Genomic DNA, 22,861 nt, shown 5'->3' with positions numbered 1-22,861 from the left:
TAATGGTGAATGTCGCTCAGTTACAGCAAGAAATACAAACGTTTGCGGCGTCCATTGGAATAGATAAAATTGGTTTTACAACGGCAGCACCGTTTGTAAAATTAAAAGATCGTCTAAAACAACAACAACGATTGAACTATCAATCCGGTTTTGAAGAGCCGGATATAGAGAAACGAACGGAACCTTTATTATTGCTAGATCAAGCAGAGAGCATTATTGCTATAGCAGTTGCGTACCCCTCGAAAATGTCAGATAGTCCCCGTGGGAAAAAAGGGGAACGTCGTGGTATGTTTTGCAGGGCTTCTTGGGGTGAAGATTATCATACCGTGTTGCGTGACAAACTAGCGCAGCTGGAATTATTCATTCTGACTAAGGTGCCTGATGCGCGACTTCGTTCTATGGTAGATACAGGAGAGCTTGTAGATCGTGCAGTAGCAGAACGTGCGGGTATCGGTTGGTCCGCTAAGAACTGTTCAATTATTACACCGGAATTCGGATCCTACGTTTATCTGGGCGAAATGATTACGAATTTGCCGTTTGCACCAGATGAGCCGATGGAAGATCAGTGTCTAGATTGTAATTTATGCTTGGATGTCTGTCCGACAGGTGCGATTGTACAACCAGGACAATTAGATGCCCAGCGTTGCATTGCATTTTTGACACAAACAAAAAAGCCTGTACCTGAAGAGTTTCGACATAAGATCGGGAATCGATTGTATGGATGTGATACGTGCCAAACGGTTTGTCCGAAAAACAAAGGAATGAATCACACACACCAGCTGGAATTCACACCTGAGCCGGAGCTCGTGAAACCTTTGCTACTGTCACTATTGACCTTATCCAATCGACAGTTCAAAGAGCAGTATGGCTATATGTCAGGCTCTTGGCGCGGAAAAAATCCGATTCAGCGAAATGCATTGATTGCTTTGGCGCATTTCAAAGATGAAGCAGCGGTACCGGAGTTAACCAGATTGATAAAAGAAGATCCGCGGCCGATGATCAGAGGAACAGCAGCATGGGCACTTGGGGAGATCGGAACGACAGAAGTGCTAGAAGTGCTGACAGAAAGTTTGGTTACGGAAGAAGATGAGTTTGTAGTAAGTGAAATTACACAGGCTTTGGAACAGCTACACATTAATTGAAAGAAGGTAGTAAGATGACGATTCACGTTGCATTATTCGAACCACAAATCCCTGCGAATACAGGAAATATTTCACGTACTTGTGCGGGAACCGATACAGCTCTCCATTTAATAAAGCCCCTTGGTTTTTCTACTGAAGATAAAATGTTGAAACGTGCTGGACTGGATTACTGGGAGCATGTGGATATCACGTATCACGAGGGGATCCAAGAGTTTATAGACGCATATCCGGAAGGCGAGTTTTATTTCATTACAAAATTCGGTGAGACGAGCTATGATACGTTTGATTATTCGGATACCGATAAGGACATTTTCTTTGTGTTTGGAAAAGAGACTACCGGCTTGCCAAATGAAATAACGGAGAAGTATAAAGAGAGTTGTTTGCGCATACCGATGAACGATGAGCATATTCGTTCATTGAACTTGTCGAATACTGCTGCAATCCTTATTTATGAAGCACTTCGTCAACAGAAATTTGCCCATTTAACGTAATGTATAAAAAAAGGGGATTGGCTCATGGCCAATCCCTTTTCTATTTACTTCATTTGATTCGTCTTTGATTCGCCTGGCTTGTTATCATATCCGCCAGTCAAGATTGCAGATAAGAATGCAAAACAAACGGCCATAATTAGAATTAGTCTCATTGTTTGTACCTCCTATGAAATCAATAGTCCTTCATACAGTATACCGTAAAAATTATATAAATGAAATAATCTTCATCATTTTGTGTGACAGGTTCCTAACAAATTTTAGTGAGGCAGGAATAGTAGCTGATAGGTGAATAGTACCGCGAAGATATACATCAACATGGGAACTTGCTTACCTTTCCCCTTTGTAATCTTCAATAACGGGTATGTGATGAAACCAAGTGCGATACCTGTCGCGATACTTGAAGTAAGCGGCATCGTCAAAATAACTAAAAATGCAGGGAATGATTCGTCGAATGAATCCCAGTCAATATTTTTCACTGCACCAATCATCAAACTACCAACAATAATCAAAGCAGGTGCCGTAATAGCCGCGACACCAGATAAGGCGCTGACGATAGGACTGAAAAATGCTGCGGCTATGAATAGCACTGCAACTGTTAAAGTAGTCAACCCTGTACGGCCGCCTACAGCTACACCAGACGATGATTCAACATAAGCGGATGTAGGGCTGGTTCCAACCATTGAGCCGACTGTGGCGGCTACTGAGTCAGCTAGAAGCGCATGGCGTGCACGAGGTAAAGAATTACCTTTCATGAGTCCAGCTTGCTTGGCTACCCCAATCATTGTTCCGGTTGTATCGAATAAAGTAACAAGTAGAAACGACAGGACGACACCGTATAAACCGTATGAAATAACATCTCCCATCGCGAGTGCTGGATTCCATACTAGAATACCTTCAGGCAGGTGAGGTATTTTCATAACCCCATCGAATTGTAACTGCTTCGTGAAAAATGCAACAACACCTGTTGCAATCATCCCTATAAAAATAGCCCCATAGACATTGCGATTCATTAAGATAATCGTAACGAGCAGTCCGAACAATGTCAGCAATACGGCAGGTGAGGTGAGTTCACCGAGCTGCACAATGTTTAATTCATGGGGAACGACTAATCCTGATAAACGCAGTCCGATGAATGCGATAAATAAGCCGATTCCAGCCGTGATACCATGTTTAAGATTTTCTGGAATTTCTTCAATTAGCTTTTCTCGGAAAGAAGTCATTGATAATAATACAAAGATTAGGCCAGCTATAAAGACCGCAGAAAAAGCTGCCAAATAGTCAAGTTGACCGTTCGATCCGATGACGACTGATGCAAAGTACGCATTTAACCCCATGCCTGGTGCAATTGCGATTGGATAATTTGCGAATAGCGCCATCCATAGCGTACCGATGACAGTGGCTATAATAGTGGCTAAAAAGACTTGATCAAATGGAACCCCAGCTTCGGATAAAATAATAGGATTGACGATGACAATATACACCATCGTTAGGAAAGTGGTCATTCCCGCCAGAAGTTCAGTTTTGACAGTCGTTTGATTTTTCTTTAATTGGAACACTGTGTATTCTCTCCTTATAGTACGAACATAATAAAGTCCATAGACAATAATATTCGTTTTTTCAATAGAAATCAACCTGTTATATCGAAAAAGCATTCGTAATTCCTGTAAAATAATGTACAATTACACTAGAAGTTTATAAAGGGGGATTTTTCATGTCAACGATTTTTGATCAAATGGTTATACTGAGCAACGGCGTCCAAATGCCACAATTCGGTTTAGGAACGTATAAAATGACAGAACCTGAGCAAACCATGCAAGCTGTCGAGAAAGCGGTTTCACTAGGCTATCGCGCAATAGATACCGCATCTATTTACGATAATGAACAAGCAGTGGGGGAAGCAATTCGTCACACTGGTATCGCACGTGAAGACTTTTTTGTGACATCAAAAGTATGGAATGATAATCAAGGATACGATGAAACACTGCGTGCATTTGAGCGTTCATTGACTAGATTGGATATGAATTACCTAGACTTATATTTGACACATTGGCCGGTTACTGGCAGTTATGTGGATACATATCGTGCGATTGAAAGACTGTATGATGAAAAACTAATCCGATCTACGGGTGTTTCCAATCATCATGAAGCACATTTACAAGAGATATTTACGATCGCTAATATTCGTCCTATGGTCAATCAAATAGAACTTCATCCGCGTTTGACGCAAGAACCATTGCGGCAGTTTTGCAGTGAGCACCAAATTGCGATAACTTCTTGGAGTCCTCTTGCTAGAGGGCAAATTCTTGAAGATGCAACACTCACTGCAATCGCTAAACACCACGGAAAGACTGTAGCACAAGTCATTATTAGATGGCATATCCAAAATGGATTGATCGTTATTCCAAAATCTGTATCATTTGACCGTATTCAAGAAAATAGTGAAGTGGCTGATTTTACATTAACCCTTTCGGATATGGCGATGATCGATGCATTAAACCGTGATGAACGGACAGGTATGGATCCCGATTCGTTTTAAGTCAATTTATTGCAATAAACAGGTCAAGATGAAAAGAAGTGGACAACTTTTAAGATAACGATATGTAGCTGGTGTTAGTGTGTGAATGATTTTTGTCTATAAACATCATCAGATTACAAGTCACTACCTACGTTCCCACTAATCTAAACAGAAATGAAAAAGAGCTGTCACAAGTGGTCTCTACGACCTCTTGGACAGCTCTTTTTCATAAATTATTCAGTTTCCACTACAATCATTTCGGATGTAATTGGATGTGTGAAAGCGACCTTTGTCGCGACTAGCTTATATGGCCCTCTTGACATCGTCTCGCTGCCATATAGCTGGTCTCCGACTACAGGGTGACCTAGATGGGAGAAGTGGACACGGATTTGATGTGTTCTTCCTGTCTCCAACTGGGCTTCAACAAGTGTAGTATCCGGTTTACGTTCAAGCACCTTGAAATGCGTGATGGCGGATTGGCCGGAAGGGGATACTCGGCGCTTTGTTGCATGATAGCGATCTTTACCGATTGGCATATTAATCGAGCCACGCGGTTTTCTTAGCTGGCCTTCAAGTTCAGCCGTATAATATCGTTCGATTTGATTCTGTTCCAACATCCGGTCGAACATAGTTTTCGCTAGCGGATGTTTAGCAATCAGTAAAACTCCAGCCGTATGCTGATCTAAACGGTGGATATGCTCTGCGTAAGTGCCGCCTTTTGCTTCGATATAGCCCATGACTTCGTTCATCAATGTGCCAGTACCTGGTAAGTGTTCGGGGTGTACGGATACTCCGGCAGGTTTGTGTACCGCCAGTATATGCTCATCTTCCCATAATACACGCAATGAGTTGGAAGGCTCTGGTTTGTATGCAGATTGTGCTTCAGAAAAGCCGAAGATCAGTTCCGTGCCCGCGGGAAGCGGTTCTTTCCATTCCACAGGTTGTCCATCTGTATCCGTTACGCTTTTGTCCATGCGCATTTGGTGAACAGATTTCTTACCACCTTGCCATTGTTCTCTAAGTAATTTCTCAATCGTCTCGCCAGGTTGTTCAGTCGTATAATGAAAACTTGTCATCTACGTAGTCTCCTTAGTTGCTTTCAAATTCGTCAAAGAATGCTCTAATTTGTTCGTCAGGCTGTGAACCGACTGTTCTGCCTTGTTCTTTACCGTCTTTATAGTGGACAAGTGTAGGCCATGATGTAATATCGTATTCTTGTTTCATCTGATCTCCGTATTCGATCAGGTTGTACTGATACACATGTGCATCATATTCGTCTGCAATAGGCATCAGACGTGGTGTCATATCCATACAGTGCGGGCATTCCGGACTGAAATAATAGACCGTTGTTGGCTCGCCGCTTTCGATTTTTTTGAAGATATCTTCAGGAAGTGCGACGTTCTGATAATTTTCATTGTCTAATAAATCAATTGTGGATTGTTGTAGATTATTTGTACCATACGGATTGTCAGCCAGTTTTGTTTCATTGGATTTATTATTGAGGACGATGATTAAAATGAAGATCACGACAATAATTCCACCAATAGCTAATAACTTTTTCAATGTGTTTCACTCCTTTGTCTGTTTCAAGATTACAAGACTTGCGATGAAAATAAAAGCGAATGCTATCAATGCAAGAAAAGGAATCGTGATAAATCCGAAATAATTGATGTAAGCACCTGTACAAGAAGCCCCGCCACATACAGGCGCACTGTCCTGTAAGAAAGTCAGTTTCTGAATACCATAGTGGTAAAGAGAGATACAGCCTCCGATAAAAGCGAACGAAGCCGTAGTCCAGGCAATGGAAACATTTTTTTGAATGAGTGCGATTAAACCGATTAATACAATAGGATACATAAGAATCCGTTGATACCAGCACATCGTACAAGGTATGTAACCTTTGATTTCTGAGAAATACAAAGAGCCAAGAGTAGCGATTAGCGCGACGGCCCACATGGAGAGAAGCCAATTTTCCTGTTTTTTATTCATGAAGCATCTCCTTACAAATAGATAATAGACAAAAGCTTTCCCGTTTTGACGGGAAAGCTTTATTTGGACGAATCGGTAGCTTCATTGGTTGCGATATCGGGAGGTTGTTTTTTTGCTTCTAGGTAAAGAATGTGGTTACCGTCTACTTCTTTGACAGTAAACTCATATCCTTGTTCGATAATCTTTTCTCCTTGAATAGCTTCAAAGCGTTGATCCATGAACCAACCGCCGATTGTATCGATATCTTCTTCAAGAATTTCAATGTTCAATGCGTGATTGACGTTTTCAATCAGCATTTTAGCATCTAAAATATAGTGGTCTGGACCCACAATCTGAAGTTCAGGTAGTTCATCCATATCGAACTCATCGCGGATTTCACCAACAATTTCTTCCAATATATCTTCAATGGTGACTAGACCTGAAGTCCCTCCATATTCATCCAATAGAACGGCCATATGAATACGTTCGCGTTGGATCTTCAATAGTAAATCTCCAATTGGAATGGTTTCGATGACTCGAATAATTGGTTGCATATAATTGATGACCGATTTACTACCATTCGACGGATCTTTAATATAGGCCGTCAGTAAATGTTTCATGTTGATGAGTCCAATGACATGATCTTTGTCCCCGTCGATAATTGGATAACGGGTAAACTGTTCTACACCAAGTAATTCAAAAACTTCGGATAACGTCATTTCTTTATCGACTGTCATCATTTCTGTTCGTGGAAGCATAATTTCCTTTGCGACTCGATCATCAAACTCGAAAATACGATTGACGTATTTGTACTCTGCTTGATTGATTTCACCGCTTCGCAAACTATCGGATAAGATAATACGCAATTCTTCCTCTGTATGACCTACTTCTAATTCGGAAATGGATTTGAAGCCTAGCAATCGTGTAACAAGACGTGCCGATCCGTTCATTCCTTTAATGATCGGGTACATAAGACGGTAAAATAGATTCAGTGGGACGGCTAGGGATAAGGATAATTCTTCCGCCTTGTGCAATGCGATGGTCTTTGGAGCTAGTTCTCCTACCACGACATGCAAATAGGTGACGATCACTAAAGCGATAGTGAAAGAAAGAATGGTTTCGACATTGGCATCAAGCACAAAAACATCGAAAATGGGAGCTAGCATCATGCGGACTGTAGGTTCCCCGAGCATACCTAGGCCAAGTGCCGAAATCGTAATTCCGAGCTGACAAGCGGATAAATATTCATCTAAATTATCGGCAATTTTTTTTGAAAGAACCGCTCGTTGATTGCCTTCGACAACTAATTGGTCGAGACGTGATGAGCGGACTTTCACGATTGCGAATTCACACGCGACAAAAAAAGCGGTGATTGCGATCAAGGCAGCAAATGCTGCCAATCGTATGGCAATATCCAAATAATAGCTTCGCACTTAACCCAGATGAGGGAAAAGAACAAAGCGTACACCTCCTGTAAAGTAAAGTTAGTTATCTTTTATAATAATTTATTTATAGAGAAATTACAATTCGATTTGCTTACAGAACGGAAAAAAAACGTTTTCGGAGTACATAATGTGTCGATATATAGAGTGTTGAGGCGCGTGGTATCCGCGCCACATGAAGAAAACAGCATCACTTTTGTTATTTTCTTAAATTTTAAATATATTTTAAAAAAGACTGAAGACCATGTCCTTTGTACAAGGAAAGTGTCTTCAGTCTTAGGTAATAATTTTACTCGCCGTACTGTGGTTGAGTTTCTTTAAAGGCGTTTTGTTCGTTCGGGATGTGGCTTTTGTCTTCAAAAACGTTTTCGGTTTTTTGGTTTTGTACTTTCAAACGCTCTTTTTCTAACTGTTGTTTGCCCTTTGATTGTTCTTTGCCCATAAAAACACCTCCTCTAGTTAGAGGATGGTCGGTTTAGATGGATCTCATTCATAGACGTGGAAAGTCATGAGATCATGAACCATTAGTAAGACTTTATCTTCGTCTGGCGGTGTGCCATTTGTCCAGTTGACCGTGCCGTCTTTGTGGTAGTCACCTTTGTATTGCTTGTTTTGATAATAGAACGAGATCGTCCAGCCTGGTAGATCAGTGTCTTCAAACATTTTTTTGTGACTGAAGTGTTGTAGCATCTTGTTTTCTCCTTTATTGTGCCAGTAGTGATATCCTGTTCGTTCGTTTCATAAACTGACCAAAAGGAACGAAAGGATGAGTGTGTGTTTGTTACTCAACTACGTAATGCAGTCGAGGAAAAGTATAAGTCGTATTTTTATTATAAGTCCATGTATCAGCTAACGAATGATTTGCTATGGCAGGAATTCATTCGTCATGCGTATGAGGATGAAAAAAGTCATTACGAGATGTTTCAGCAGTTGCATTATATAATGACGAAAGAGTTTGTGCCAAATCCGAAAAAACCAGCGCCTTGTACGAATTTGAAAGAATCAGCCAAAAATGCGTTAGTTTATGAACTTGAAGCAGTAGAACAATGTAAAGAAATGTTTTTGACGATTCCTTTTGAAGAGGCATACGATCCAATTTTCATTGCGTTACATGATGATATGGAGCATGCGATTCGAATGTCTACCATATTCAATGGAGCAAATTAAATCAAACGTCGAAAGAAAAGTCTTTGAAATATTTGGCACCTTCAAGCATTCGAACCCCATACCAAAACATTTCGCCATCAATTAGCTGGATCGCTGAATCGGGTAACATTTCTTGGAACTGAACTTGTTGTTTTTCTTTAAATGGATAGGGTTCAGATGACAGCAATACTAAATCTAGATTAGCTTCCTTGAATTGTTCTTTCGTTAGAGCTGGATAGCGATCAGTTGATTCGGCAAACGGTGTGATGAAACCGAGTTTTTGTAACAACGAGTTGATATAAGTGTCTTTGCCGGCTACCATATACGGTTTTTGCCAAATGACATAAGCTATTCGTGCAGCAGGAAGAGTGGGGAGTGCCGTAAATGCTTGCTTGATTTCCGTGACCAGGGACTCTGACTGTTGCTCACGGTCAGTCAAGGATCCCATATCGGTAATCATTCTATAGGCATCTTCGATCGTCTGCACTTCCGCTACATAAACCGGATAGAACTCGGAAAGAATTTCGACCATCTCTTTTGTGTTTTCTTCTTTTTCCATAATAATTAAATCAGGTTGGACTTCATGTATTTTTTCTAGCTTCAAATCTTTCGTTCCTGCCACCGCGGCAACGTTCTTGGCTTGTTCGGGATATATACAATATCGTGTGCGTCCGACAATTTCCTTCTCAAGTCCAATGCCAAATAATGTTTCTGTAATACCAGGGCATAATGTGACAATTCGTTTAGGTGGGAAATTATATACAACGGTTCTTCCTAAGTGGTCCATCATTTCTTTCTTCAATGAAATGCGTGCCTCCTTTGTCAGTACGTGAAAACGTAGGATGGTAGTCAGTAATACTCTACTTGCAACGTACCTGAACGGCTATCAAAAGTAAAGTCAGAAATCTCCGCCTCTAATTGCTTTTCATTCAGCTGGTTTTTGTTATAATTGGAACGAAGACCAAGTGGAATAAGGTGAAGCGATTGAAAATAGTACTAACTATTTTGTTCATGGCGTTTATTGGCGCATTGATTGGTGGAGTAACGAATCATCTGGCGATTAAAATGTTGTTTAGACCACATGAAGCAAAATACATTGGAAAAACTCGTTTGCCGTTTACACCCGGCTTGATTCCGAAACGCCGAAATGAATTGGCGACACAGCTTGGTAAAACGGTGACAAATTATTTGCTGACACCTGACCTGTTCCGGAAAAAGATGTTGACACCTGGAATGGAAAAGCGTGTAGAAACGTTTGTCCAAAGTAAACTGGATCAATACATCCTACAATCAGATAAGACATTGAATGACTGGCTCAAGCTTGCGGGTGCTGACAAACTTGCTGAACAAGTGGAAGACAAGTTGGTCACTTTGATCGATCAGCAACTATTCGAGATGAAAGCGAAAGTAACAACAGGTACAGTGGAAGAAGTTATGCCGCTACGTTGGCAACAACAAATCGAAGAACGAATTCCATTAGCTTCTGACTTTGTATTACTACGCGCTAGTCAGTTTGTTGATTCGGCAGAAGGAAAACAGACATTCCAAAAGTTGATTGATGATTTTCTAGCTTCAAAAGGAACTTTTGGCGGCATGCTCAATATGTTTTTTGGAGAATCGGAGTCGCTTGTCGGTAAGGTTCAACGAGAAGCATTGCGGTTTATAGAAGCACCTGGTACGAAAGATTTATTAGATAAACTGATTTGGAAAGAATGGCAGAACGTTCAGCAACAACCAATGGAACAGTTGACGTCTGGATTCGACTTTGATAGTGTGTTTGCTTCAGTGAGAAAATATGCACTCGATCAATTAGCATTACATGAAAGACTCGATTACAGCTTGTCGCATTATTGGCCACAAGGTTCCACATGGACGGCCGAAAAGGTTACACCACAGATTGTTAGCTTCTTATTCGCACAAGCGGAAGCACAGCTTGAACAATCGTTAAAGAAGCTAAAATTGGATGAAATGGTGAAAGAGCAGGTGGACACGTTCCCTGTGGCGGTTCTAGAAGATCTAGTTCTCGGTATTTCACGCAGAGAGTTCAAAATGATTACGGTTCTAGGCGCATTTCTAGGTGGTATCATCGGAATTGTGCAGGGGATTATTGCACTTACACTAAATGGATTGTAGGAGGAGATAGTATGTCAGTAAATATTTATGATGATATGAACAAATTGGAATCTACTTTGCGTAAGACGGATGAGTATGTAGCGGTGAAAACGGCGATGGCCGATGTGAAAGGTGACGAGCATGCACGTGCATTGTTCGAAAGCTTCCGCGAAATCCAAATGAATTTGCAACAAAAACAAATGGCGGGTGAAGAGATTGAAGGAGACGAGCTGGAGCACGCACAGAAAACGGCACAACTCGCTCAAGAAGATCCGAAAATCTTAGCTATGCTAACTGCAGAAATGAAACTTAGCGAATTGATCGAAGAAGTAAACCGTGTAGTATTGAAGCCGATTCAAGATTTATATGAAGGATTCAATTAATAGATACATCGAAACCGGCCTTGGCCGGTTTTTTTCAACAGATGGAGAGTAGGAGAAAATGATGCAGCAATTACATGTAAATCAACAGTTCCCCCAAGATTGGATTCGAATGTTTACACATTTGGCCAATTTGTTTTTTGAGCAATCTAAAATAGTTACCGATCAGGCAGATGATACAGCGATTGAGCTACGCTTTACCGAAGAATACGAGGATACGCCAAGTGTAACAGCGGATATTCAGTGGCAAGGTAAGCACTATACGTCACGTTTCGCCGAAGAGGTAAAAGAAACAGAAGAACGCGAGCAATTACGTCAGCGTAAAAGAATGTATTCTCATGTATTGCTAGACGTGTTGGAGCAAGCGACAGGAATGAATCAAGAATGGGGGATTTTAACGGGAATCCGACCTACAAAGTTGTATCATATGTATCGTCAAGACGGTTATACGGTCGATGAAGCGAAGCAATTGCTTCAGCAACGTCATCGTGTATCGGTACGAAAAAGTGAATTGATTGCAAAAATTGCAGATGTTCAACTCAATGCATTGCCAGATTTATATTCATTGAAAGAAGAAGTGAGTATATATATTGGTATTCCGTTTTGTCCGACAAAATGTGCGTATTGCACGTTCCCAGCCTATGCCATTCACCGGAAAAGTGGACGAGTGGAAACATTCCTTGATGGCTTGCATGAAGAAATGCGCGCAATGGGTAAATGGTTAAAAGACCATGATATCCGCATCACGACAATTTATTTCGGTGGCGGAACACCAACGTCTATTGAAGCGGATGAAATGGATGCGCTCTATCAAACGATGATGGACTCATTTCCATATATGGAACATGTTCGTGAAGTGACGGTGGAAGCAGGGCGTCCCGATACGATTACGGTACCGAAACTTGAAGTACTGAAGAAGTGGGGCATAGATCGCATCAGTGTCAATCCACAGTCTTATACGGATGAAACGCTGAAAGCAATCGGTCGTCATCACACTGTGCAGGAAACAATCGATAAATATTGGTTGTCTCGGGAGCAAGGCATGCGCAATATTAATATGGACTTAATCATTGGTTTACCGAATGAAGGCCTTGAAGAATTTGAACATTCATTAGCTGAAACAGAAAAGATGCAGCCGGAATCTTTGACGATCCATACCTTGTCGTTTAAACGTGCGTCTGAAATGACACGCAATAAAGACAAGTATCAAGTAGCCGATCGTGAAACTGTAGGAAAAATGATGACACGCGGAGAAGAATGGTCACGCGATAACGGCTATATTCCGTATTATCTTTACCGCCAGAAAAACATTTTAGGAAATCTAGAAAATGTTGGATATTCAAAGCCCGGTGAAGAAAGTCTCTATAACATTTTGATCATGGAAGAAGCGCAGACCATTATCGGTTTAGGTTGTGGCGCTTCAAGTAAATTCATGGAACCGGCAACTGGCAAGCTGACGCAATTCCATAATCCGAAAGAACCTGGCGCCTATATAGTAGGATTTGAAGAAGCTATCGATAAGAAAATAGCGTATTTAGAAGAGTTATTTCCGTCCTCAGAAACAATAAAGTAATGCTGATTCCCCTGTCGAAAAAGTGGCAGGGGAATTTTTTTGTTAAAGTTATGCAAATGCTCTGGTAATTGTGTATAATGTAATGAATGAACAACCATTCATACAAAGGGGGAATTGATTTTGACAAAACAGATCGAAGTGGAAATTGAAGGAAGATTAGCGACGGTAACTTTTAACCAACCGGAAGTAATGAACGCGATGGACGGAGTCATGATGAAAGAATTGGCAGATATCGTAGATCAACTAAAAGATAACTCATCAGTACATGTTGTACTGTTCAAGGGGGCAGGTCGAGCATTTTCTGCAGGCGGTAACGTCAAAGCGATGTTGAACCCGAATGGTCCAATGAAAATGGAAGACATCATGGTCGACTTATCGAGATTGGCATTATCTATGTACAGCATGCCACAAATCACAATTGCATCCGTACACGGTGCGGCAGCTGGGTTAGGGTGCAGTATCGCGATTGCATGCGACGTTGTCATCGCGGAAGAGTCGAGCAAAATTGCTATGAACTTTATTGGTATCGGACTCGTACCAGACGGTGGTGGTCACTTCTTCCTCAAAGAACGAGTAGGTACGGCTAGAGCTAAACAACTGATTTGGTCGGGGAAAGTACTCGATGGAAAAAGTGCCATGCAAATTGGACTCGTGGATGAAGCGGTAGCGGACGGTGAAGCTTGGAACAAGGCACAACAACGTGCGCAAGTTATCTTGAACTCCCCAACAGCTTCGATGGCAGCAACAAAGAAAATACTCCATGCGGCGGGCATCGCAGAACTCGAGCAAGTAGTAAAACTTGAGAGCGAAGCACAAGCAGCCATGCGCTCCACAACGGATCACCGCGAAGGTGTGCAAGCATTTGTCGAGAAAAGAAAACCGAGCTTCACAGGCCAATAATTGACATGCAAAAAGACGCGCTATGAACATTGCGCGTCTAATTTATATCTATGAACATATTTATAGAATTATTGATACTTAGCGGCTGTTTCTCTCCATGAGAAATAGCCTTTTTCTATAGCAAGCAATAGTAACTCCGCTGAAGCTAAGTTCGTAGCGAGTGGAATGCCATAGACATCACATAATCGAAGTAAGGCGCTCACATCAGGTTCATGTGGCTGTGCAGTCAACGGATCCCGGAAAAATAAAATCAAATCAAGCCCACCTGTCGCGATCATAGCACCCATCTGTTGGTCGCCACCAAGCGGCCCCGACATAAGTCGTGTAACAGAAAGATCAGTTTCTTCCATGATGCGTAATCCTGTTGTGCCCGTTGCATAAAGAGTATGTTTAGCAAAAATCTGCTCGTAAGCAATTGTGAAATTGACCAATTCAGCCTTTTTTTCATCATGCGCAATTAAAGCAATGTTCAAACGAGTCACTTCCTTCTACGATTTCTCAACGACCATAGCGTATCATAAAGTTCTCAAAAAATCTTGTGCTATTTTTATAAATATTTGTAATACTAAGTGTAATACATTATCCTCAGATTTTAATTCTTATTTCGATTGATCATGTAAGTCGGTAAATTCCTTTTGAGCAAATCATTTAAATGCTAGAATAATCATTTCCCACTGCTCGTGATATCGTATAAAAAAACAAAATCTCCTAAACAGAGATTTTGTCATGTGTTCACGTATGGAATAATAATAGTTTACCAAGAGGGGAAGCTAGGCGGTGCGTTCGCTCGAGCAAATCTTTTTCTGTCAATAACTGCTCGCCTTGTTCTTTTGCGGCGTCATCAGATTCAGCAGTGAAAGTCTCTTCAGTAATCAATGAACCATCTTTTTCGTAAGCTGTTAGTTTGTACGTTTTCATTGTATCGCCTCCATCATCTTTTACTTAGTATACTATGAAATGAATGAAATGAATAATGATTCAGTAAATTAAAGCGAAGAAAGATACTGAATGTTAGAATATCTAAGAAGAATATTTATAATTGTGAAACATATTGTCAGTTGAAACGTAGAACGAGATAGTGAGAGTAGTAAAGGAGATGATGGGCATGGCCTTAGAAGTGGAACAAGTAACGAAGCGATTTGGCGATTTTACAGCAGTGGATCAGCTGTCATTGAGGGTGGAACAAGGAACGATGTACGGATTCCTCGGAGCAAACGGTGCTGGGAAGACCACTACATTCCGAATGATTTTGGGATTATTAACACCGACAGAAGGAAATATTTCTTGGAATGGACGCACGATATCGTATGAGACGAGTCCACTAATAGGATATCTACCCGAAGAACGGGGGCTTTATCCAAAAATGAAAGTGCTGGATCAGTTAATCTTTCTTGGCCAGCTACGCGGAATGAAAAAGTCAGCAGCGAAAAGTGCCGCACTTCATTGGTTGGATCGTTTCGAAGTGCCACAAAATACGAATAAGAAGGTAGAAGAGTTATCCAAAGGGAATCAGCAAAAAATACAAGTCATTGCTGCATTATTACATAATCCGCAATTGCTGATCTTGGATGAACCGTTCTCTGGACTTGATCCGGTGAACGTTGAGATGCTGAAAAAAGCAATCGTTGACTTCCGTAATAGCGGGGCGACAATCCTATTCTCTAGCCACCGCATGGATCATGTAGAAGAGTTATGTGAGCAGCTTAGCATTATTCATCATGGCAAACAATTAGTTAGTGGAAAGTTACGTGACGTAAAACGTTCATTCGGCAAACAAAATGTCCGGATTCGTGCGGACTTCCCTTTACTAGAGCTAGAAAGCATCGAAGGCGTAACGACCGCTCACCATTCATTGGAAGGTGCAGTGTTTCAAGTAGAGGATGAACAAGTGGCACATAGGTTGCTGCAGGCGGCATTGTTAAAGGGGCCGATTCGTCAGTTTGAAATAGAAGAACCATCTTTGCAAGATATATTCATTGCGAAAGTGGGGGATGAGAATGCGTGAGTTTTGGATTATTTTCAAACAAAGTTTCATAACAAAAGCTAAAACGAAGTCATTTTTCATTACGACACTTATTATGGTGGCAGGGATTTTCCTCTTCGCGAATTTACCGAGCATTATGGATAAGGTCGGTCAGATGATGGGAAGCGATGAAGACGACCGTGTACTCGTCGTGGATGAGAGTGGCATATTGTTTGACCGGCTACATGAACAACTTCAGCTAAATGAGCAAGGAATTTCATTGGAGCTGACGGAAGACTCACAAGATCAGCTGTCAGAGAAAGTCCAATCGGAAGAAATTGAAGCGTTTATGGAATTGAGTTTTGGTGCTGAACAAACCATCCAAGCTTCTTATACAACGGGCAGTTTGGTAGATCAATTTTTGCCTTCAGCTCTACAAGATGCATTGCAGAACATTCAAACGCAAGTGAAAGCCGATCAGCTCTCCCTATCCGGTGAACAAGTTTCCGAGTTGTTTGCGCCGATTCAATTTGAAAAGCATAATATTTCCGATACGGCCAAATCAGAGGAAGAGCTGAACCAAGCTCGTGTCTTGGTATATGTATTGATGTTCGTCATTTACTTTGCGGTTATCATTTATTCATCGATGATTGCGACAGAAGTAGCGACAGAAAAATCATCACGCGTGATGGAAATTCTTATCTCAAGTGTATCACCCGTTAAGCATATGTTTGCAAAAGTGCTTGGTATCGGTTCACTCGGAATTGCGCAAATTCTAGTCTACGCAGTATCAGGATTTTTAGCTTATAAACTTTCTTCCAAAGGAGAGGATCATGAGCTATCCGCATTTTTCAGTCTGGAAAACTTGCAAGTAAGCACGCTAGTTTATGCTGTGGTTTTCTTCTTACTCGGCTATTTCCTTTATGCCACTCTAGCCGCGCTACTAGGCTCACTAGTGAGTCGCACAGAAGACGTTCAGCAAATGATTATGCCGATGTCGTTGCTAATCGTTGCGGCCTTCATAATCGCGGCAACAGGGCTTGGGAATCCAGAGTTGGGCTATTTGAAAATCGCGTCGTTCATCCCATTCTTCGCCCCTCTTGTCATGTTCCTACGGGTTGGCATGCTTGACCTACCTTTATGGGAGCCTTTGCTTTCGATAGGTATCATGATCGTGACCATCTTCATCCTTGGCTGGTTCGGTGCGAAAGTGTACCGTGGTGGCGTGTTGATGTATGGGCCGTCTCGTTCATTGAAGGACTTGAAGAAGGCTATACAGCTTGGTAAGGAATAGGTTTAGGTGAAGAGTGTCCCGAGAAGTCGCAGTGCTTCTTGGGATACTCTTTTTTGCGTGGATTTAAGTTCAAGTGTAAGTGGAGTTAGTGACTATGAAGGATGGAGGCTCCAGCTGGGGACGCTTTCCGGAGGGCACGCGGTGAGCCAACCAGTTCGCTTTGCTCCCTTCGGTTGTCTCACCTGATCGTGCTGATCCTCCCGGAGTCGCCCCATCTTCCGCCTCCATCCTGTTTTTAAAGTGGACGGATGTGGATCACTTACTAGCGAAAGTGTGTGGCTTAGAGGTGTATTCTTAACTTTCTACAAAAATGACACTAGTTTATCGTAAGTGGAAGGCGGCGACTCCCGCGGGAATAGCAATTACTTCTGCGAGTAAAAGCGAAGCGTTATGAGCATGAGCCTTGAGACCCCGCAGGTAGCGAAGCGGACGAGGAGGCTCAAGCCATGCCCGCAGGAAAGCGTCCGCCTGGAACGTCGATTAACGGCGCCTTCCCATTTACTTCTGTTTTGCCTGTCCACTTTCCAGTAATAGATGAAATATGCTAAAATAGGAACGAGTATTCGTGGAAGAGGTGCAACTTATGGAACCCATCCGTTTTTTACATACAGCCGACCTGCATTTGGACAGCCCTTTTAAAGGCATGGCCGCAGCAGGACCGGACGAGTTAGCTAGATTACAGCAGTCCACATTTGCCGCATTCGACCGATTCATTGCCTACGCAGTTAAAGAGCGACCGGATTTCATTGTCATTGTCGGTGACCTTTACGACGGTGAAGACCGTAGCTTGCGTGCGCAAATTCGTTTCCAACAAGGTATGCAACAACTGCAAAAAGTGAACATTCCCGTCTATCTATCATACGGAAATCATGACCACTTGGCAGGCAGGTGGACTAGAGTTTCATTACCCGAAAATGTACACGTGTTTTCTGAACAAGTAGAGCAAAAACAATTGATGATTCGTGATGAAAAAGTTTATTTACACGGCTTCAGCTACCCGCAACGCCATGTCAAAGAATCGATGATTAAGCAATATCCGGAAGCGACTGACGGAATACATATCGGTCTTTTACATGGAAGTGTGGCAGGAGATGCAGTGCACGCCGTATATGCACCGTTTACCGTCAGTGAATTACAGGATAAGCACTATCATTACTGGGCGCTTGGCCATATTCATAAGCGCCAAGTTTTATCACAGGAACCGCCGATTGTCTATCCTGGTAATATTCAAGGCCGTCACCGCAATGAACAAGGACGTAAAGGTTTTTATGAAGTCTCGTTGACGCCTACTCATACTTCCATGAAATTTATAGGTACATCAGATATTGTGTTCACTTCATTGACTGTTTCGTGCAAAGGGATCGAATACGCAGATGACTGGATTGCTGCTTGTCAGGAAGCGATTGATCAACTGACAGCTGAAACCGGTAGTGTCATCATAGAGTTAGTGATGGAACATACGGAAGGCCTACCAATTGATTTAGCTAAGGCAGATGAAGAGTGGCTCGATATTTTACGCGAACAGTATGAAGCTATGGAGCCATTCGTGTGGATTTCAGCAATTGAATGGCCACGAAAGCGTGATGCCGTCATCCCGAATTCATTAGTAGAACCGGTCGAAGAGACCATTACTTCTTGGGGAACAGATGACTGGAATGACTTGGTGAAAGAAGTCTACAGTCATAAAGCCGGTCGCTATTTAGAAGCACTGACGCCGGCAGATTTCGAGCGGTTAAAACAGCAGGCAACCACATTGCTGGCGAATGAAATGTTGAAGGAGGGCTAAAATGAAGATCCGAAAAATTCTTCTTTATGGATTCGGTCAGCATGAGAATCTGGAAATTGATTTGCGACCTGGTATGAATCTTTTGTACGGACCGAACGAAGCAGGGAAGACGACTATTCAGCAAGCCATCCTTCATATTTTATTTGGATTCCCTCAAAAGAATCAACAGGAGCTACGCTATGAGCCGAAAACAGGTGGTAAATATGGCGGCTATCTCTATATAGAAGATCAAGCGTATGGTAATTGGATGATTGAGCGGGTGCGTGGAAAATCTTCAGGTGACGTCTTAATTCGTTTTGAAGATGGGCGCATAGCAGAGGAAGATGAACTGAAGAGATTATTGAGAGGCTATGATCGACAAGCTTTTGAATCCATTTTTTCATTCTCCTTATTCCAGTTACAAGATCTCGAGAAAATGGATGAAAATGATTTAAGTCGTACATTACTTGCTTCCGGAACGACCGGTCTAGATACGCTTTGGAAAGTGGAAAAGAAGATGGAGAAAGAAATGGGCGGCCTCTTCAAAAAATCTGGGAAAATACCGCCGATGAATAAAAAATTGGCTGAAATCCGTGAGCTTGAACAAGCGATGCAAAAAGAGCAGCAGAAACTATCGACATATGAACCGCTGACTATTCATAAGCAAGAACTCGACGAGCAAGTGGCGACATTACGCTTCGAGGAGCAACGTCTGTATAAGCAGTCTGAAGAACAACGAATCGCTATGCAAATCGTTCCCTTGCAGCAACAGCGCAATCAATTGCTCGAACAACTTTCCCACTTGTCGGATGAATTCCCGGCAGCTGGAATCCGGCGTTATGAAGAACTAGCCAGTAAACAGTCAGAATTGCACTTAAAGAAAACACGTCTAGAAAAAGAACGGGCAGAGTGGCAATCGGAATTAATTGATTTACGGCCAGCCAATGAACGGCAGCAGTTAGAGCGCTGGGTGGCACAGGAAGCCGAGTGGCATCGGTTACGTACGGATCGGTTTGCTGCTGAACAAGAAATTCGTTTGCTTGAAAAGAAACAACAGCAGTTCAGCAATCGCTTAGGATTATCGGATGATCAGCAGTTATCGATAGGGAACATAGATGTCTCGATTCAACGTGAACGCCAACTTGAACCGATCCTTGAGGAACAAAAGGAACTGGATCAGCAAGTAAAAGCCATGCAACGTCTATTGGCAGAAGCAGAGAGTGAACGTCAGGAAGCGGAGCAACGAAAAGAACGTACTGACCGTTTGCAATTGACTGAATCTGAGCGAGCCAAACTGGCAAACTGGCCCAAACTGCAACGTCAACTTGCGGAGGCTAAATTCATTGTATCTGCAGCCGATAAACAGGCATCGAATCAGATGGTTCCGATAGTTATTTTGCTCATTGGACTAGCAATCGGGGCATATAGTGTTTTGCAGCAACAATGGTTGTTCGCAGGCCTCGGCCTACTAGTTGTGGCGGTCGGTGCTTGGTTATGGAAACAACGGCCTAATTCCGTATCGGATCAGCAGTTCTTCATTCGGGATAATGAAGCGTTAGCAGCAGAACTTGAAAAATTGGCTGAGCGTGATGATCTGCAACAGCGTGATCAGCGGCAAGTGTCAGTCGAAATTGAAAGACTGGATCGCAAATTGCAGAAATACGCGGAAGAAATGGAACAACTGTATTATCAAAAACAACAAGCAGAGAAGAAGTTGCAAGAGCTATTGAAAGATGAACCCTTCGATCTGACATTCAATATTCAAGAAAGCTTCCGTTTATTGCGTGAGTACCAGGACGCGGAAATTGATCAGAAAACATGGCAGCAACGTTTGCAAACGACAACTCAACAGTTACAGTCGCTGATTGAAGAAGTAGAAAAAGTGCTCGGACCTGTTGCGGAAGAAGGTTTATTCGAAAGAATTCGCCAAGAACTACTTAGACAGAATAGCTTGCAAGAAAAGCATATGAGTAAACAACAAGCGGTACTTGAAATCAAGGAGCAGTTACAAGAAACGCAGGAGCTGTTGGAAACGACAACAGCGGAAACACAAAAATTATTCGATATCGTTGGTGTATCGGAAAAAGAGCAATTTTACACAGCGTATGAGCAAGCTCAAGATGCACAGTTGCTGAAACGACAGCTGAAAGAAGTAGAAGCACAGTTATCTTTATATAGTAAGGAACCATTAGTAAAAGAATGGACCATACCAGAGCTTGAACGACAACGCGGCGAAACAACGAACCGCCTACAAATGCTTCGTCAAGAAGTAGAGACACTTGTAGATGAGCAAGTCAAAGTAGGTCATGAAATCTCACAAATGGGTGCCAGTCAAACGTACAGTGAGCTTCAGCAATTAGTAGAAGTACGAAAAGCTGAGTTGGAAGAACTGACAGAACAATGGGTAATCCGCAAAGCTGTTCGTGAGTCGATTCGACAGACGATGAGTGAGTGGAAAGAACATCAACTACCGGCCGTTCTCATACAAGCCAATAATTGGTTTGGCCGTTTAACTGGGAATCGATACGCGACGCTCGGCTTAACAGCGGAAGGATATTTTGAGGCAGTCACTGCTGAAGGACAATCTTTCATGATCAATGAGCTCAGTCAGGCTACAAAGGAGCAAGCGTATCTTTCATTGCGACTAGCGTTAGCATATGAATTATCAGAGCGGGCACCGTTCCCTATTATCATGGATGACCCATTTGTTCACTTTGATAATGAGCGACTTTCGCGTATGATAGAAATACTTACTGAGTTACAGCCATCTCATCAATTTCTGTACTTTACTTGCCATCAAGAAATGAAATCAAAGTGGTCAAGTGAACCTCATACAATTGAGATTGGACCAAAAGTAAAAGGGGAGATTTACTGATGAAAAAATTACTTGACTATCAAGTCGGCGAAACGATCGACATGTATTTATTGATTAAGCAGGCAACAAAAGGTGTCACACAGCAGGGCAGTCCGTTCATGACGTTGATTCTGCAAGATAAAAGTGGAGACCTAGAAGCGAAACTTTGGGATGCAGGTGAAGAACAAGCCCAGATGTATCAGGGAGCGACTATCGTAAAAGTTGGTGGAGAAGTCCATGAATATCGTGGGAAAAATCAACTTCGTTTGAAAGCAATTCGTCCAGTTAAAGAAGATGAGGGCGTGACAATTGCAGATTTAGTGCCGTCAGCTGAAAAGAGCAAGGAAGTATTGCTAGATGAACTGATGCAGTATTTCTTTGAAATGAAAAATCCACAAATTCAGCGTGTCACTCGTCATTTATTGAAGAAGCATCAGCAAGACTTTGTGTTATATCCGGCAGCTACGAGAAATCATCATGACTACGTATCTGGTTTACTTGATCACGTAGTTTCAATGTTGAAACTAGGTAAGGCGATTGCAGAATTGTACCCAACGTTGAATAAAGACTTGCTATATGCAGGAATTATTTTGCATGATATCGGAAAAGTCATCGAGTTGTCAGGCCCAGTCGGCACGCAGTATACGATTGAAGGGAACTTGCTAGGGCATATTACGATCATGGTCAATGAAATTTCCAAGGCAGCAGAAGAGCTGGAGATCGAAGGCGAAGAAGTGATGTTGCTTCAGCATATGGTGTTGTCTCACCATGGGAAAGAGGAGTGGGGCAGTCCGAAGCGTCCGATGTTGAAAGAGGCGGAGATTCTCCATTATATCGATAATATTGATGCGAAGATGAATATGCTGAACCGCGTCATGTCGAAGACTACGCCAGGCGAGTTCTCCGAGCGCGTATTCCCACTGGATAATCGTTCGTTCTACAAGCCTACGTTTGAATAAGCTAGTGTGGAACGATGCGCTAGTAGTTGCTGGGTACTGAATGTTGTTAGGTTGTTGTGTGTAGTGGACTAGCAAACAGAGAAATTGATTGCATTACCCAACATGGAAACGCGGTTGCCGGAAAGACTAGGCGGCTGCGGGTCATTTTCACTTTTGGTTGTGGTCGTTGCTCGACTGGTTGTTGTTTACTGAAGTTGGTGAGTGTCTGCTTTCTGGACCCGCGCAGGCACGTGGGGGATTGCCTCCAGCCAGGAGCCAGCTGGCGGTGGTGCTGCCAGTTGTCTCCTGGCCACGGCCTACCCCGCAGTTGTGCCTGCGCTACTGAGTGGTATTTATTTTGGTTGTGGTTCTAAGAAT

Annotated in this window: 23 protein-coding genes; 13 read left to right on the top strand and 10 right to left on the bottom strand. The window is 42.4% G+C overall.

The genetic code is table 11. The annotated features are described in order from the left end of the window. The first annotated feature begins 5 nt into the window (after positions 1–5). On the top strand, positions 6–1,142 hold the full coding sequence (gene queG, locus CSV68_RS14780) for a tRNA epoxyqueuosine(34) reductase QueG (RefSeq protein WP_099635366.1): 1,137 nt from the start codon (positions 6–8) through the stop codon (positions 1,140–1,142). 14 nt (positions 1,143–1,156) lie between these two features. Beyond that, positions 1,157–1,633, top strand: a complete 477-nt coding sequence (gene trmL, locus CSV68_RS14775; RefSeq protein WP_099635346.1) for a tRNA (uridine(34)/cytosine(34)/5-carboxymethylaminomethyluridine(34)-2'-O)-methyltransferase TrmL — start codon at positions 1,157–1,159, stop codon at positions 1,631–1,633. Between the two features lie 257 nt (positions 1,634–1,890). Here the strand turns inward: trmL and CSV68_RS14770 are convergent, their stop codons facing one another. Beyond that, positions 1,891–3,189 (bottom strand): NCS2 family permease, encoded by a 1,299-nt coding sequence (locus CSV68_RS14770; protein WP_099635347.1) that lies wholly within the window; start codon positions 3,187–3,189, stop codon positions 1,891–1,893. A gap of 155 nt (positions 3,190–3,344) precedes the next feature. Between CSV68_RS14770 and CSV68_RS14765 the strand changes: the two genes are divergently transcribed. Next, the gene (locus CSV68_RS14765) at positions 3,345–4,169 is read left to right on the top strand and encodes an aldo/keto reductase (RefSeq protein ID WP_099662529.1); all 825 of its coding nucleotides are present in this window, start codon (positions 3,345–3,347) and stop codon (positions 4,167–4,169) included. A gap of 212 nt (positions 4,170–4,381) precedes the next feature. Here CSV68_RS14765 and CSV68_RS14760 read toward each other — a convergent pair whose 3' ends face one another. The 6 genes from CSV68_RS14760 to CSV68_RS14740 all read right to left on the bottom strand — a co-directional run bounded on the left by CSV68_RS14760 (position 4,382) and on the right by CSV68_RS14740 (position 8,248). Further along, on the bottom strand, positions 4,382–5,224 hold the full coding sequence (locus CSV68_RS14760; protein WP_099662528.1) for an RluA family pseudouridine synthase: 843 nt from the start codon (positions 5,222–5,224) through the stop codon (positions 4,382–4,384). Positions 5,225–5,237: 13 nt separating this feature from the next. Then, positions 5,238–5,711, bottom strand: coding sequence for a thioredoxin family protein (locus CSV68_RS14755; protein WP_099635350.1), 474 nt, complete (start codon positions 5,709–5,711; stop codon positions 5,238–5,240). 6 nt (positions 5,712–5,717) lie between these two features. After that, a complete protein-coding gene (locus CSV68_RS14750; RefSeq protein ID WP_099635351.1) occupies positions 5,718–6,137 on the bottom strand; it encodes a disulfide oxidoreductase in 420 nt (139 codons plus the stop codon). 59 nt (positions 6,138–6,196) lie between these two features. Beyond that, positions 6,197–7,534: a hemolysin family protein gene (locus CSV68_RS14745; protein ID WP_199168601.1), complete on the bottom strand. Its 1,338-nt coding sequence runs from the start codon at positions 7,532–7,534 to the stop codon at positions 6,197–6,199. A 313-nt stretch (positions 7,535–7,847) separates the two neighbouring features. Continuing rightward, positions 7,848–8,000 (bottom strand): hypothetical protein, encoded by a 153-nt coding sequence (locus CSV68_RS17220; RefSeq protein WP_158233055.1) that lies wholly within the window; start codon positions 7,998–8,000, stop codon positions 7,848–7,850. 44 nt (positions 8,001–8,044) lie between these two features. Beyond that, positions 8,045–8,248: a YheE family protein gene (locus CSV68_RS14740; protein WP_099635352.1), complete on the bottom strand. Its 204-nt coding sequence runs from the start codon at positions 8,246–8,248 to the stop codon at positions 8,045–8,047. An 84-nt stretch (positions 8,249–8,332) separates the two neighbouring features. On the opposite strand from CSV68_RS14740, the gene CSV68_RS14735 reads away from it, so the two are divergent. After that, entirely contained in the window at positions 8,333–8,725 is a 393-nt protein-coding gene (locus tag CSV68_RS14735; protein WP_099635353.1) for a ferritin family protein, read from the top strand. 1 nt (position 8,726) lies between these two features. On the opposite strand, the gene CSV68_RS14730 is transcribed toward CSV68_RS14735, so the two are convergent. Further along, positions 8,727–9,506 (bottom strand): helical backbone metal receptor, encoded by a 780-nt coding sequence (locus CSV68_RS14730; RefSeq protein WP_099662527.1) that lies wholly within the window; start codon positions 9,504–9,506, stop codon positions 8,727–8,729. A gap of 173 nt (positions 9,507–9,679) precedes the next feature. Here CSV68_RS14730 and CSV68_RS14725 point away from each other — a divergent pair, with 173 nt between their 5' ends. From CSV68_RS14725 to CSV68_RS14710, 4 genes are all read left to right on the top strand, one after another. Beyond that, entirely contained in the window at positions 9,680–10,837 is a 1,158-nt protein-coding gene (locus tag CSV68_RS14725; RefSeq protein WP_099635355.1) for a DUF445 domain-containing protein, read from the top strand. A gap of 11 nt (positions 10,838–10,848) precedes the next feature. After that, positions 10,849–11,199, top strand: a complete 351-nt coding sequence (locus tag CSV68_RS14720; protein WP_099635356.1) for a YlbF/YmcA family competence regulator — start codon at positions 10,849–10,851, stop codon at positions 11,197–11,199. Positions 11,200–11,260: 61 nt separating this feature from the next. Further along, the gene (locus CSV68_RS14715; RefSeq protein WP_099662526.1) at positions 11,261–12,769 is read left to right on the top strand and encodes a coproporphyrinogen III oxidase; all 1,509 of its coding nucleotides are present in this window, start codon (positions 11,261–11,263) and stop codon (positions 12,767–12,769) included. 114 nt (positions 12,770–12,883) lie between these two features. Continuing rightward, positions 12,884–13,669, top strand: a complete 786-nt coding sequence (locus tag CSV68_RS14710; RefSeq protein ID WP_099635358.1) for an enoyl-CoA hydratase — start codon at positions 12,884–12,886, stop codon at positions 13,667–13,669. 68 nt (positions 13,670–13,737) lie between these two features. Here CSV68_RS14710 and mgsA read toward each other — a convergent pair whose 3' ends face one another. Continuing rightward, positions 13,738–14,151 (bottom strand): methylglyoxal synthase, encoded by a 414-nt coding sequence (mgsA, locus tag CSV68_RS14705; protein WP_099662525.1) that lies wholly within the window; start codon positions 14,149–14,151, stop codon positions 13,738–13,740. A 250-nt stretch (positions 14,152–14,401) separates the two neighbouring features. Further along, positions 14,402–14,587 carry a YhzD family protein gene (locus tag CSV68_RS14700; protein ID WP_099635360.1) on the bottom strand — a complete coding sequence of 62 codons (186 nt, stop codon included), beginning with the start codon at positions 14,585–14,587 and terminating at the stop codon, positions 14,402–14,404. A 187-nt stretch (positions 14,588–14,774) separates the two neighbouring features. On the opposite strand from CSV68_RS14700, the gene CSV68_RS14695 reads away from it, so the two are divergent. The 5 genes from CSV68_RS14695 to yhaM all read left to right on the top strand — a co-directional run bounded on the left by CSV68_RS14695 (position 14,775) and on the right by yhaM (position 22,504). Then, positions 14,775–15,674, top strand: coding sequence for an ABC transporter ATP-binding protein (locus CSV68_RS14695; protein ID WP_099662524.1), 900 nt, complete (start codon positions 14,775–14,777; stop codon positions 15,672–15,674). Further along, positions 15,667–16,926 (top strand): ABC transporter permease, encoded by a 1,260-nt coding sequence (locus tag CSV68_RS14690; RefSeq protein ID WP_099662523.1) that lies wholly within the window; start codon positions 15,667–15,669, stop codon positions 16,924–16,926. The genes CSV68_RS14695 and CSV68_RS14690 overlap by 8 nt, the downstream gene beginning before the upstream one ends. 583 nt (positions 16,927–17,509) lie before the next feature. Beyond that, positions 17,510–18,712, top strand: coding sequence for a metallophosphoesterase family protein (locus CSV68_RS14685; RefSeq protein ID WP_099662522.1), 1,203 nt, complete (start codon positions 17,510–17,512; stop codon positions 18,710–18,712). A 1-nt stretch (position 18,713) separates the two neighbouring features. After that, positions 18,714–21,566: an ATP-binding protein gene (locus tag CSV68_RS14680; RefSeq protein WP_099662521.1), complete on the top strand. Its 2,853-nt coding sequence runs from the start codon at positions 18,714–18,716 to the stop codon at positions 21,564–21,566. Beyond that, entirely contained in the window at positions 21,566–22,504 is a 939-nt protein-coding gene (gene yhaM / locus CSV68_RS14675; RefSeq protein ID WP_099635365.1) for a 3'-5' exoribonuclease YhaM, read from the top strand. Before CSV68_RS14680 ends, yhaM begins: the two co-directional genes overlap by 1 nt. Positions 22,505–22,861: the final 357 nt, after the last annotated feature.

This window comes from Sporosarcina sp. P29 (assembly GCF_002743265.1).
Lineage (GTDB): Bacteria > Bacillota > Bacilli > Bacillales_A > Planococcaceae > Sporosarcina.
Note: the sequence above shows the minus strand (reverse complement) of the source record. Positions and strands in the feature narration are given on the sequence as shown.